At 55.3% G+C, this 12965-nt stretch carries 11 protein-coding genes; 3 read left to right on the top strand and 8 right to left on the bottom strand.

What is annotated here, in order from left to right; translation table 11 throughout:
• From rodA to purH, 6 genes are all read right to left on the bottom strand, one after another.
• A complete protein-coding gene (gene rodA, locus H8B13_RS08295; RefSeq protein ID WP_187310354.1) occupies positions 1 to 1293 on the bottom strand; it encodes a rod shape-determining protein RodA in 1293 nt (430 codons plus the stop codon).
• A gap of 51 nt (positions 1294 to 1344) precedes the next feature.
• Positions 1345 to 3177 carry a penicillin-binding protein 2 gene (gene mrdA / locus H8B13_RS08290; protein ID WP_187310353.1) on the bottom strand — a complete coding sequence of 611 codons (1833 nt, stop codon included), beginning with the start codon at positions 3175 to 3177 and terminating at the stop codon, positions 1345 to 1347.
• 110 nt (positions 3178 to 3287) lie between these two features.
• On the bottom strand, positions 3288 to 3815 hold the full coding sequence (locus H8B13_RS08285; RefSeq protein ID WP_187310352.1) for a hypothetical protein: 528 nt from the start codon (positions 3813 to 3815) through the stop codon (positions 3288 to 3290).
• Positions 3812 to 4726, bottom strand: coding sequence for a rod shape-determining protein MreC (gene mreC / locus H8B13_RS08280; protein ID WP_187310351.1), 915 nt, complete (start codon positions 4724 to 4726; stop codon positions 3812 to 3814). Before mreC ends, H8B13_RS08285 begins: the two co-directional genes overlap by 4 nt.
• 125 nt (positions 4727 to 4851) lie before the next feature.
• The gene (locus H8B13_RS08275) at positions 4852 to 5877 is read right to left on the bottom strand and encodes a rod shape-determining protein (RefSeq protein ID WP_084444085.1); all 1026 of its coding nucleotides are present in this window, start codon (positions 5875 to 5877) and stop codon (positions 4852 to 4854) included.
• A 245-nt stretch (positions 5878 to 6122) separates the two neighbouring features.
• Positions 6123 to 7658, bottom strand: coding sequence for a bifunctional phosphoribosylaminoimidazolecarboxamide formyltransferase/IMP cyclohydrolase (gene purH, locus H8B13_RS08270; protein WP_187310350.1), 1536 nt, complete (start codon positions 7656 to 7658; stop codon positions 6123 to 6125).
• 198 nt (positions 7659 to 7856) lie between these two features.
• Between purH and H8B13_RS08265 the strand changes: the two genes are divergently transcribed.
• From H8B13_RS08265 to H8B13_RS08255, 3 genes are read left to right on the top strand one after another with little or no spacing between them, the layout of a single operon-like run.
• Positions 7857 to 9029, top strand: a complete 1173-nt coding sequence (locus tag H8B13_RS08265; RefSeq protein WP_187310349.1) for an acyl-CoA dehydrogenase family protein — start codon at positions 7857 to 7859, stop codon at positions 9027 to 9029.
• A 23-nt stretch (positions 9030 to 9052) separates the two neighbouring features.
• Complete coding sequence (locus H8B13_RS08260) at positions 9053 to 9817, top strand: PIG-L deacetylase family protein (protein ID WP_187310348.1); 765 nt, start codon at positions 9053 to 9055, stop codon at positions 9815 to 9817.
• A complete protein-coding gene (locus H8B13_RS08255) occupies positions 9814 to 10413 on the top strand; it encodes a class I SAM-dependent DNA methyltransferase (RefSeq protein ID WP_187310347.1) in 600 nt (199 codons plus the stop codon). Before H8B13_RS08260 ends, H8B13_RS08255 begins: the two co-directional genes overlap by 4 nt.
• On the opposite strand, the gene H8B13_RS08250 is transcribed toward H8B13_RS08255, so the two are convergent.
• Positions 10410 to 11618 carry a glycosyltransferase gene (locus tag H8B13_RS08250; RefSeq protein WP_187310346.1) on the bottom strand — a complete coding sequence of 403 codons (1209 nt, stop codon included), beginning with the start codon at positions 11616 to 11618 and terminating at the stop codon, positions 10410 to 10412. The two genes, H8B13_RS08255 and H8B13_RS08250, sit on opposite strands and share 4 nt — an antisense overlap.
• 134 nt (positions 11619 to 11752) lie before the next feature.
• On the bottom strand, positions 11753 to 12919 hold the full coding sequence (locus H8B13_RS08245; protein ID WP_187310345.1) for a BamA/TamA family outer membrane protein: 1167 nt from the start codon (positions 12917 to 12919) through the stop codon (positions 11753 to 11755).
• Positions 12920 to 12965 lie beyond the last annotated feature (46 nt).

The following is a 12965-nucleotide window of genomic DNA, read 5'->3' as shown; positions in this document are numbered from 1 at the left end:
TTAGCGCACCAAGTCCTGCTTGCGGTAGGCATCAATTGCCAGCATGATAAACAGCAGAATAGTAAACGACCAGAGCGAGGAGCCCCCGTAGCTGAACAGCGGGAGCGGAATACCTACTACTGGCGCCAAACCGATGGTCATGCCGACGTTGACGGCGAAGTGGAAGAAGAAAATACTGGCTACGCAGTAGCCGTAGGTTCGCCCAAACACCGATTTCTGACGCTCCGCCACGTATACCAGGCGCATCAGCAGAGCCATGAACAGGATGATAACCACTATGCTGCCCATCCAGCCCCACTCCTCGCCTACGGTGCAAAAGATAAAATCGGTGCTTTGCTCGGGCACAAAATCGAATTTTGTTTGAGTGCCTTCCAGAAAGCCTTTACCCATCAGACCACCTGAGCCGATGGCAATTTTGGATTGGGTCACGTTCCAGCCCACGCCCAGCGGGTCGGCCGACGGATTGATAAGGACTTCGATGCGCTTACGCTGGTGGGGCTGGAGCACCTGATTAAAGAAAAAGTCGACACCGAAAACCATCCCGACTACTACCGCCCACACACTCAACGCTAAGGGCAAATGGTGACGCATCACCCGCGAATTAACTAAAAAAACGCCCCCCAGAATAAGGGTGATACCCCCAATGAGCCAGAGTTTGGGAATCAGCAAAGCCAGAATCAGAATGACGCCCGCAGCAGCTAGAATAATGAGAATTAGCGGGGACATTCCCTCGCGAAAGTAAGCCAGCAGAAACGCGCCAAACACGAGCGCCTGACCGGTTTCGTTGGAGGCGATGATCAGCAGCGGCGGCAACAGGGTCATGCCGGCTAGCACGGCCTGGTCGCGCCAGTTCTGGTGACGCAGATTGATGCCCGCCATAAAGCGCGAGACGGCCAGGGCGGTGGCAAATTTGGCAAACTCGGCCGGCTGCAAGCGTACCGGGCCCAGTTCCAGCCACGACCGGGAACCCGCAATAGGCCGCGCAATAAACAGCGTAACGAGCAGCAGCAAGACCACCACGGCGTAGAAAACGTAGGCGAACGTATCGTAAGCCTTGTAGTCGACTACCACCAAGATGACCATCAGCACCACGGCCGTCCCGATCCAGACAATCTGCTTAAACCAGTTATTGGCCATCAGTTCCTGAAAGCTCTGGCCGGCAAAGCCGGCGGGTGCATCTGGCGAGTAGCTGGCAGCGTACACATTCAGCCAGCCTAAGCCCACCATCAGGGCATAAATGCCGATGGTTACCCAATCAAGGCTGCGACTGTATCTGGCGGGTGAAGAGGGCATTTTGGTTATTCAAAAACGACTGTATCTGGCGCTGACTACCTTGTGGTTTCGTCAGCGCTTTCTGATAAACTTGGAAGCATCGCCCTCTAACCAGGTTTCCCACTGGGTGCGCTCCACTTTGCCACGCAGGTATTTTTCCATCATCAAGGCTGCCATAGGGGCCGCAGAGCTACCTCCAAAACCGGCGTTTTCGATAAACACAGCAATGGCAATCTGGGGGTCTTCGGCGGGCGCGAAGGCTGCGAAGGTAGCGTGGTCGGGACCGTGAGCATTTTGCACAGTACCTGTTTTGCCGGCTACCGAAATACCGAATTGTGCCAGACTAGCCAGATTGCCGGTGCCACCGCGGCCTTCTACCACCGCCTGCATACCCGGAATAATGGCGTCGAAGTGCTGGGGGTCAACGTTGGTATAATGGCGCTCCTTATACTCCGGCAAAGGCCCACCCTGACCTATACCACGCACGAAATGAGGTGTATAATAATAGCCGCGGTTGGCGATAGTAGCCATAATGTTGGCCATCTGCAGACCCGTAATACCAATTTCGCCCTGCCCGATGCTTAAAGAGTAAATCGTGCGGAAGTTCCAGCCGTGGCGGCCGTACATCTTGTCGTAAAGTTCCGGCGATGGAATAGAGCCCTTCCGCTCCGAGCCCAGATCGACACCTAGCTGCTGGCCCAGCCCGAATGACATCACCTGTCGGCGCCACTCGGCCAGGCCCAAGCGAGCATCTTCCTTGGGGTTGCTGGAGCGGCCGCGCATGATGGCTGTGCGCATCACTTGATAGAAATAAGGGTTGCAGCTCTGCTTAATGGCGATGCCCACATTGGTCGGAGGCTCGTGGCGGTGAGTGCATTTCACTAACCGCTGATTGCACGGAAAACTAGTGTAGGGGGTTACTACTCCCATTTGCAAGGCAACCAGCTCGTTAACTAGCTTAAACACCGAACCCGGCGGGTAAGTCGCCATCAGGGGCCGGTTGAAAAGGGGCCGGTCGGGGTTGTTGAGCAGGTCCATATAGCGGTTGCCCATGCCCTTACCGCTGAGCCGAGCGGGCTCGAAGTACGGGGCCGAAACGAAGGCGAGAATTTCGCCCGTTTTAGGGTCGAGGGCTACGATAGAGCCCCGCTTTTGGGCCATGAGCATCTCGCCGTACTGTTGCAGTTCGCTATCGATGCTGGTATGTAGGTCTAGCCCAGCTATGGAAAGCGTGTCGTACTCCCCATCCCGAAAGGCGCCCTTCTCAATACCGCGCACATTTACCATGCGATATTGCACCCCGCGGCGCCCCATCAGCGTTTTCTCGTAGAAAGACTCTAAGCCTGTGATTCCCAAGTTATCACCGGCAATGTACTTGGCGTATTTAGGACTTTCTAACAGTTTAGGGGTAATGGCGCCTACATAGCCCAAGGCGTGCGCCAGATTCTCCGTTTTGTAGGAACGGGCCATGTGCGCCCTAATACTGAAACCCGGAAAATCAATCAGGTTATCCTGAATAGCAGCCAGCTCCGGCGTGCTTAGATTCTGAATCAGAGGCGAGGCTTTTACCCGCGAATAGGTTTTGGCAGCCGTTAGGGCGAGGCGAAACTCCTCGATGGGCAGCTGAAGGAGCTCGCATAAGCGGACGGTATCGAGCTGCTTTATTTCGCGAGGCACTACCATCAGATCATACACCGGTGTATTCTGCACCATCAGCTTCCCGTTGCGGTCGAAGATGAGGCCACGGTAGGGCACCTGCACGATGCGCTGCAAGGAATTGCGGTCGGCGGCCAGCTTATAGCTGCCGTCGAGCACCTGAATGTAGAATAAGCGCGCCGCAAACAGTAGGGCTACGACCACGAAAATGGTCTGCACCACATACTTACGACCTTCAAGGTATTGCAAAGCGAAAGAAACTGGATAAAAAGCCCCCCAGCCTATTATCTGGGTTTACAAAGGTACACAACACAAAGGCTCACTATCTAGTCTGTAAGACGAGTGGCCCACCCCAGCTCCTACCTTTTGCTTCGGCGCGACGGAAAGAACAGCATCTGTACAATCAGCAGCGTGATGCCCGTGAACAAGGTGCTTACTACCACTTTAATCAGCGTAACACCAATAATTTGAAAACTTCCCAGTTCTAACAGAAAAAATGCGAGGTGGTGTATACTGACCAGTAAAATCAGGTAAACCAGAAACCATTGCCACCCCATTAAGTGCACATTTACCGCGTCGGCGGCATCATAGCCATCACGGGGTGTAAGCAAGCGCAATACCCACGGTCTCAAGTACATCACTAGCACCGCAGCGGCAGCGTGCACCCCACCCGTATCGTAGAAAATATCCATGGTGATGCCCACCGTAAAACCCAAAAGCAGCTGCACGACGATAGGCGTGGTGATAGGTAGAAACAGCAAAAAGCCCAAGTAGAAAAAGCACCAGCCCAGATCAAATAGCACCAGCTTGCTCGCCACCAGTACGTGCAACAGCACATACAGAACCAGCAAAATCAGGTGTAGTACTAGTCCGCCGGCTTCTCTCATGGCTTTAAAATCTCCTCTTCCTCTTCTGGTTTGGCTCCGGCCCTAGCTTGCAGCGTGTCACGCTCCGCTTTGGGGCGGCTATTTACCACGTACACGTAGGTCAGGCGCGAAAAGTCCACAGCCAGCCGCACGCGTATCGTCCAGAAGTCTTTGTCTGGCTCCTTGCTGAAGGCGTCAATTGTACCAATCATCACCCCCTCCGGAAATACAGCATTGTAGCCGGAAGTCAAGACAGTGTCGCCACGCACTAGCTCATTCTGCCGCGGAATCTGGTCTAGAAGCACGTGGGCCGCGTCGTCGCCCAACCACTTAATGCCGCCTTCGGTACCGTCGCGCTTTATCTTGGCTGAAATAACTGTTTTAGAATGCAATACGGAGGTGGCCGTAGCATAGTGCTCGCTGGCTACTTTCACCCGGCCCACTACCCCATCGGCTGACAGTATGCCCATCCCCGGCCGCACGCCCTCACGGGTGCCGGCATTGATAGTTATATAGTTATCAACTCGTCGGCGGGTGTTACTGATCACGCGGGCCGGGATGAGCGGGTAATCAGGATCGGTGGCGGGCAGCTGGCGCAAACCGAGCAGAATAGAATCGCGGCGGGCTGGGCGCAGGGGCTCCACGGGCGCGAGACTATCGGGTAAGCGGCCTGCTAGGTCGGGGCGGTACAGCTGCTGGCGTAAGGCTGCGTTCTCGGCCACCAAGCCCCGGTTCACATCGACTAGCCGAAAATAATCCAGCACCTGGGTGCGCATCTCCAGCACTCGGCCGGCGTAGGCATTAGCAGAATTGAAGAATGCGGCCCGCTGATACGAGCTATTTCTGATCAACAAGTACAAACTAAGCACCTCCAATAGCCCGAACACCAGGATGCCCCGGTAGCGGAAAATGAAGGTGAAAAGATTACGCACAGGAAAAGAAGCAAAGAGTTAAATGGTTGAGCTTAATGTAGCAAAAGGCTGGAGACTAAATGACTGGCTGTTCAAAAGCAGAACAAGCAACCACTTAATCCCCAGCCATTTACTTGTTTAGCTGCCTATGAAAGAAGAACACTACGGAAACCCTGCAAGTTCTTAATTGTGGCGCCCGTACCGCGCACTACAGCGCGCAGCGGGTCTTCGGCGATGTGAATCGCGAGCTTGGTTTTGGCAGCTAGGCGTTTATCGAGGCCGCGGAGCAGCGCACCACCACCGGTAAGGTGAATTCCGTTGTCGTAAATGTCGGCCGATAGCTCTGGGGGGCTAATTTCCAGGGCTTTTAGTACTGCTTCCTCAATTTTGGCTACCGACTTATCCAAGGCGATGGCGATTTCAGAAGACGTTACTTTAATCACCTTTGGAATACCCGTCATCAGGTCGCGGCCCCGGATTTCGTAGTCGGGCGGCGTCACGTCCAGCTCAGTGAGGGCCGCGCCTACTTCAATTTTGATTTTCTCGGCTGAGCGCTCACCGATCAGCAGGTTGTGCTGGCGGCGCATATAATCCAGAATATCCTGATTGAATACGTCACCGGCCGTCTTGATTGACTGGTCGCATACGATACCGGAAAGGGCAATTACCGCAATTTCAGTAGTACCGCCCCCGATGTCAATAATCATGGAACCCACGGGTTGCTCCACGTCAATGCCAATACCGATAGCGGCGGCCATCGGCTCCTGAATCATCCAGACTTCCTTAGCCCCGGCGTGCTCAGCGGAGTCACGTACGGCGCGTTTCTCTACTTCGGTAATACCTGAAGGAATGCAAATCACCATGCGGTGCGAGGGTTGAAACAGACGATTGCGCGTGTCAATCATCTTAATCATGCCCTTAATCATTTCCTCGGCGGCGTGGAAATCGGCAATTACGCCGTCCTTCAAAGGCCGGATGGTGCGAATGTTGTCGTGAGTCTTTTCGTGCATTTGCTGCGCTTGCCGGCCCACGGCAATTACTTTATTGGTTGTGCGGTCTTTGGCGATGATGCTCGGCTCATCCACCACGATTTTGTCGTTGTGAATGATGAGGGTATTGGCCGTTCCCAGGTCAATGGCGATATCGCTGGTGAGGAAGTTAAAAAAACCCATTGATTTTTACGGCAATTAGAAGATAATGCGCGGGTTGCGCCACGCAAATAGGGGGCAAAAGTACGGAAGTTTGACGGAAGCGCTACCAGTAAAAATTACGACACGCCGTAGTTAAACCGGCCCTCTAACGAAAAAAGAGCGCCAGAATTGTGGCAAAAAAGCCCCCCAGCATTCACAGTAGTACGGTGATGCCTACTTAAAGAGTCACGCAAATTTTTCTGCGTGACTCCCTATATTTCAAGTCTTTAATGCTTGAAATGCCGTACGCCCGTCATGACCATGGCCATGCCGAGTTGGTCGCAGGCGGCAATGCTGTCTTGATCTTTGATGGAGCCGCCGGGCTGCACCACCGCCCGAATGCCAGCCTGACCCGCAATTTCCACACAGTCAGGGAAGGGAAAGAAGGCGTCGGAGGCCATAACAGCGCCTTGTAGATCGAAGCCGAACGCTTTGGCTTTCTCGATAGCCTGTTTGAGGGCATCTACCCGCGAGGTCTGGCCTACACCGGAAGCCAGCAGTTGGCCCGGCCGCGCCAGCACGATGGTATTGCTCTTGGTGTGCTTGCAAACTTTGGCCGCGAATACGAGCGCCTCGGTTTCTTCGGCCGTAGGCGCTGATTTAGTAACGATCTTGAAATCAGCGGCGGATTCCGTTTGGCGGTCAAAGTCCTGCTCTACAATGCCGTTGAGCAGGGTTTTAATCTGCTTAACAGGCAATGCAACTGGCTTTTGGCGCAGTAGAATCCGGTTTTTCTTGCTTTGCAGAATGGGCAGCGCCGCCTCGCCAAACTCCGGTGCAATGAGCACTTCGAAGAACAGCTTGTTTAGCTCTTCAGCCGTAGCTTCGTCAACAGGTTTATTCACAATGATAACGCCTCCGAAAGCCGACACCGGGTCACAGGCAAGAGCTTGCAGATAGGCGTCGTGGAGCGTGTTGGCTTGGGCTACGCCACAGGCATTGGTGTGCTTGAGAATAGCGCAGGCAGGTTGGCCATCCTCAAATTCAGCCATCAGAGCCACAGCAGCATCTACGTCTACTAAGTTATTGTAGCTAAGCTGCTTGCCATGCAGCTGATCGAAGAGAGCCGACAAGTCACCGTAGAACGTGCCTGCCTGATGCGGGTTCTCGCCGTAGCGCAGGGGCGTAGCCGGCTGCTGACTTACGCGCAAAGATTTGCCCCCCAGGTCGGTTCCTTGGCTTATGTAATTGAAAATCTGAGTGTCGTAATGCGAGGTAGCAGCGAAAGCGGCGGCGGCGTATTGCCGACGGTCTTCTAGATCGGTAGCGCCATTTTTCTCAGTGAGCAGTTGGGCTACAGATTCATACTGGTCGCGGCCACTGACGACGAGTACGTCGCGGAAGTTTTTGGCGGCGGCTCGAAGCAAAGAAATGCCGCCGATGTCAATTTTTTCAATCACATCGGCCTCCGGCGCGCCCGAAGCCACCGTTTCCTCGAACGGGTACAGGTCCACTATCACCAGATCGATGGGCGGGATTTCGTGCTGCTCCGCCTCCTTGGTATCACCGGCTTCGTGGCGACGCTGCAAAATGCCACCGAACACTTTCGGATGCAGCGTTTTGACGCGGCCACCGAACACGGCGGGAAAGCCGGTCAGGCTTTCAACCGCTGTTACATCAGCGCCTTGATCTTCCAAAAACTGCTGTGTTCCGCCCGTAGAGTACAGTTTTACACCGTGCTGCTTTAGCACCGCTACCAGCGGCTCTAAACGGTCTTTGTAATAAACAGAAATAAGCGCGGAGCGAATGGGCTGAGACGACATGGCAAAGGGGCTTGGGCTGAAAGAATGACAGTACGAAGGTAGGTCCCCGCCTTTGCCCCTACCAAATTCTTTCGGGTAGGGAATTATGATACCACCCTTTTATAGAAGTACTGGCTTCTCATAACTACCTTTTTTTCAACATATACCAAACCTAAACGAGCCTAAAACAGTTGAGCTAACTCTACTTTACTGTTGTGTATGCTAGCTGAACAGGTTACAGAGCGTATTTTGCCAGTTGCTGCGGCTCCGGCTGGCTCACTAGCACCCGAGGAAGCTGCGGCCGAATTAGCGGCCCGCTTGGCAGCACAGGCGTCAGCGTCGGATCAGGAAGGCGGCTTTCCGGTGACAGAATTCACTTGGCTGCGCGCAGCAAACCTACTCACGGCGCCTCTAAGCGAAGCGCTTGGTGGCGCCAATCTGCACTTGCCTCTACACACCCTTACATTACTCAGAACCCTGAAGCATATCGGCCGCGGCAACTTAGCCGTTGGGCGCGTGTATGAAGGCCATGTGAACGCGTTGCAATTGATGCAGCGCTACGCCCAACCCAAACAGGTCGGACGCTGGGCAGAAGATGCCCACGCCGGCCACCTATTTGGCGTCTGGAATACGCAGGCCAATGATGGCGTGCGCCTAGAGCCGCAGGCTGGGGGGCATTTTCGTTTGGTAGGCAGCAAAACGTTTGGCTCGGGTGCGGGCCACGTGACGCGCCCCCTCATTACCGGTGCTTTGCCCGATGGTGGCTGGCAGATGTTTATTCTGCCAACCGACGAAATGCCCCCCACGCTCGACGCTAGCTTCTGGCAGCCGCTGGGCATGCGGGCCACTGCCAGCTTTCGGGTCGATTTGACCGGACTGGAAATCAGTACAGAAGATTTGGTGGGCCAGCCCGGAAACTATTATCAGCAGCCCGATTTCAGTGGGGGCGCCATTCGGTTTGCGGCAGTGCAGCTAGGCGCGGCTGAGGCGGTTTTCAACGAGACCAGACGCTTTTTACAGGAACTTAACCGCACTGATGACCCCTATCAGCAAATGCGCCTAGGCGAGTTGGCAGGGCTTATAGAAGGCGGCAATCTGTGGCTGCGCGGCGCCGCTGACCATGCTGCTCGCGCTACGGCTTCCCTCGACGCCACAGCTACCGTGGCGTACGCCAACTTGGTACGTACGGCCATTGAAGACATCTGCCTGCGGGTGCTGCAAATAGCGGAGCGCTGCGTGGGTGCTCGTGGTCTGCTTCGTCCTGAGCCCTTTGAACGCCTTCACCGCGACCTGACTCACTATCTGCGCCAGCCCGCCCCCGACGCGGCTATAGCTGATGCCGGCCGTTTTGCGTTAGCTCAAACGGAACCCGCTCACCGGCTTTGGCGCTAGTTGCGCGGGTCGCCGCTTCGCATATGCTCGAAATCTCACCGTTCTCTTTTGCCGACTTGCCCCTGCGCCCGGCAGAATTTGCCCCCCAACTCGGTTCAACAATAGTTATTGCCCCCCACCCCGATGATGAATCCTTGGGTTGCGGCGGCTTGCTGGCCCTTTTGCGCCAAGCCCAAGTGCCGGTTATGGCCATTCTAGTTACGGATGGCACCATGTCGCACCCCAATTCGCAGAAATACCCGCCGGCGGCTCGTCGGCAGTTACGGGAAGCGGAGTTTGAGGCAGCGTTAGTTGCCTTGGGTATCACAACGGCTCCGCACTACTTGGGCTTGGCCGATGGGAACATACCAACTGCGGGCGCAGCAGGCTTTGAAGCAGCCGCGGAGCAGCTATTGATGCGTATCAGTCAATTCTCTCCCACTACCGTACTGGCCCCCTGGCGGCGCGACCCGCACCCCGACCACCGCGCTACTAGTCAGCTCCTGCAGGCCGCTTTAGCTCAACTAGCCACGCCACCTCGCCTCTTAGAATACGTAGTATGGGCATGGGAGCGCGCCAAGCCGACCGATTTGCCCCGACCGGGTGAGGTAGCCGGCTGGCGTCTGGACATCACTTCAGTCCTATATCAAAAACAGCAAGCCATAGCTGCCCACCGTTCCCAGCTTACCGATCTGATTGACGACGACCCCACTGGCTTTCAGCTTTCGCCTTCTATGCTGGCACATTTTGCCCAGCCATTTGAAGTCTATCTCGAATTCAAATCGGAGAATAGTTCTGCATTGCTATGAACCCAAATCAGCCTAATACCCTGCCCCCAGCCTACTTCGACGACGTGTATCGGGCCAACGAAGACCCGTGGGGATTTGAAACTAGCACTTACGAGCGGGAGAAATACGCTACAACGCTAGCTGCTCTGCCCCATTCGCAATACGCGCGGGCCTTTGAAATTGGCTGCTCTTTGGGAGTGCTCACCGAACAGTTGGCGGCTCGATGTGGGCATTTGTTGGCGGTAGATGTTGCGGAAGCGCCCTTGCTACGTGCCCGCCAGCGGTGCGCGCACTTGCCGCAGGTAGAGTTTCGGCTGCTGCGTGTACCCGAAGAATTTCCAGCGCCGTCCATGTTCGATTTAATTGTGGTATCCGAAGTCGGCTACTACTGGTCATCAGCTGATCTGACACGTGCCACCGACCAAATAGTGGCTGGCTTAGCGTCTGGGGGGCAATTATTGCTTGTGCATTGGACTCCACCTGTGCATGATTACCCACTCACAGGAGATGAGGTACACGCTTTCTTTCTGCAAAAATCCTCGAATAATGGCCCCTTGCACCATCTACACGGCCAGCGCCACGAGCAGTACCGGCTGGATTTGCTGGAGAAAATTTAGCCCCCCAGCTGCCCAATAAGCTGCCGTAGCTCAATGCGGGCCTGGCTCAAGGGGACCAAAGGCCAACGGCGAGTCCAGCGTGCTGTTTTGTGTTGCTGCATCTGCACCCATTCCCATAGCTCTCCGAAGGTGGAGACCCGATAAAACGCTTTTATCAACCCAACTACCGGCACGTGGAGCGTAGTTGCCAACTCATTGCTAAAGCCGTGATTTCCAATAGCGGCGGGCAAACTAGTGCGGCTAGCCTGCCAATGAGTGCGTAACGCTTGCCGGGCCTGCCATAGCGTAAATAAGTAGGAGCCGCTTTCAACTAGGGGCTCATGCTGCTCTGCGCTCATCGTGGCCCACACGCGCAGCTGCCACGAAAGGCCCACGTCCACCCGCCCATCCTGCCGATCAGAAGTAAACACGCGCACCTGCGGGCTGTGGCGCACGCTGATATCGTGGCGGCGCAGGGCCCGCACCAGGGCTTCATCTTCCAAAAAATTAACAGCTGGCAGCCCGCCCACGCGGCGGTACGCCCGAGCCGTAAGCGCTAAGCTTGCGCCGAAGTGCTGATGGTGGCGCGGCCAAGGGTCAGCCGCATCAGGATCAAGCAAATGCTCCAACTGGGTGCGTAATAGCTGATAGGAAGCATCGCGCAAGTGATAGCGGCGTACTGAGGCTTCAAGGCTTGCGGAAGGCGTAGTCAGAATACGGCCCCCAACTGCTTCGGCTCCGACAGCGGCTTCGGCCATCATAGCCGCAAGCCAGGTCTTACTCACTTGCGTATCAGCGTCGGTGCTGGCAATTAGGCCCATTGGCTGCCCTACGGCCTCCAGCCGGTGGCAAGCTTCATCCATGAGCAGGCGACGGGCGCCTCCCACGTGCGCTTGAGCCGGTGGCAGCGTTACGGTGACTACGTGCAGGTTAAACTGGGGATGGAGCCGGGCAAAAGCCCGCGCTACGGCTGCAGTCTGGTCGTGGCAGTTATTGGCCAGCACAATAACCTCATAGCTGCGCATCGGCAGGGGCCGGCCTTGCAAATCAATTTGGTCTGCCAACGCTGCCAAGGCCAAAGGCAGGTTTTCCGCTTCGTCTTTGGCCGGAATAATAACCGAGACGAATAGCTCAGACGTGGGTGGCACCGCTACTAGCCGGATGAGTGGAGGAGCGGCTGTGGCCTCTTGGGCGGCGTGAAAACGGGCGGGTGAACTGTGCTCCATCTGTCGAGCTTACGGGCCAGACAACATGCGGTTTTACTGAATTACATAATACCTACTATTTTAACGTATCAAACTCACCGTCAGATTAATAAAGTACAGCAAACTATTCTATTTTGTCAACCTGGTCAGGCGAATTAAAATGCCTCACCAATGCTAAAATAGAAGCCGGAAGAGCCACCACTGCCTACACCATAATCGAAGCGGACGTTGAGGCGGTCTTGGCGATTGAACTGAAAGCGCACCCCTGCCCCACCCGTTGCCTTTAGGCCGCCTTCGTCGAATGAGGAAAGCGTATTTCCGACCTGCCCCACGCCACCAAATACGACCCCATTAAAGCGCCAAAACAAATGACGGCGTACTTCGGCCTGCAAGGCTACTAGTTGCCGGTCACGGTAGCGGCCTTCATAATAGCCTCGCAAAATCTTCTCACCTCCTAAGTTGGCAAGCTCGCGGAATGGCACGCGGCCGACATGAAACTGCCCCACGAGTTGGGTAGCCAGAATGGTTTTATTATCCTTGGTGAGAGGTTGAAAATGACGAGCATCGAGTAGGAAGCGGCTAAAGCGAAAGTCGCTGTTTAATAAGCCGCCGTTGAAATAGCTGCTCAGTTCCAAATAGTTGCCCTGGAACGTGCTAAGCACATTGTCGCGCCCATCGTAGAGGATGGATGGGCCGAGGCCAGAGTTCAACGTGTTCTGCCGTTCGCGCGCATCGCGCTCATACAGGCGGCTAGGGCGCTCCTCCGTGGGGCTGCCCTCGTTGATATCCGCATTCACCTGTATATCGCGCAGGTCGGTGAGACGGTATTGGAGGCCCACAAACAGGTTGGGAGCTATTTTCTTGAGTACACGCTGATTGAAAATCAACACCTTATACTCAATAACTGACTCATCATCAATGTCGGTAGCAGGGCCAAAGCCGTAGTAGTTAATGGGAAACTTGTAGTAATAGCTTAGCTCGCCATTAAGCAAAAACCGCTCGCCGGGCGTAAAAATGGTTTGGGAGAGTTGTACCAAGCTCTGCTTCTTCTGGGTGCGCCAAGCGATAAGGCGAGCGTTGGACTTGCGCACGGTGGTATCGGAGCCGAAGCGCCACACCGGTAACACGGCGGCTCCATAGCCAAGGCCGGTTTCGGGTTGAGAGAAAATGATGGGGAAAGGTATGAAGCTAGGCTTGTCGCGCTTGGGCTGGGGGGCTTTTTCAGTGGTGGCCACAACCGAATCGGGAGCCACCGGTGTAGGTTGGGCGGTGGCGGAACTGGTAATAAGACTGACCAGCAAACAGACGTAGAAAAAGCGCATATCCAGAACAAAAAACGGCCAGAGCAAGCCGCAGCGTCGGAAGATA

Origin of the sequence: Hymenobacter sp. BT188, from assembly GCF_014333585.1 — a bacterium.
Lineage (GTDB): Bacteria > Bacteroidota > Bacteroidia > Cytophagales > Hymenobacteraceae > Hymenobacter.
This window is presented reverse-complemented; position numbering and strand designations above follow the sequence as displayed.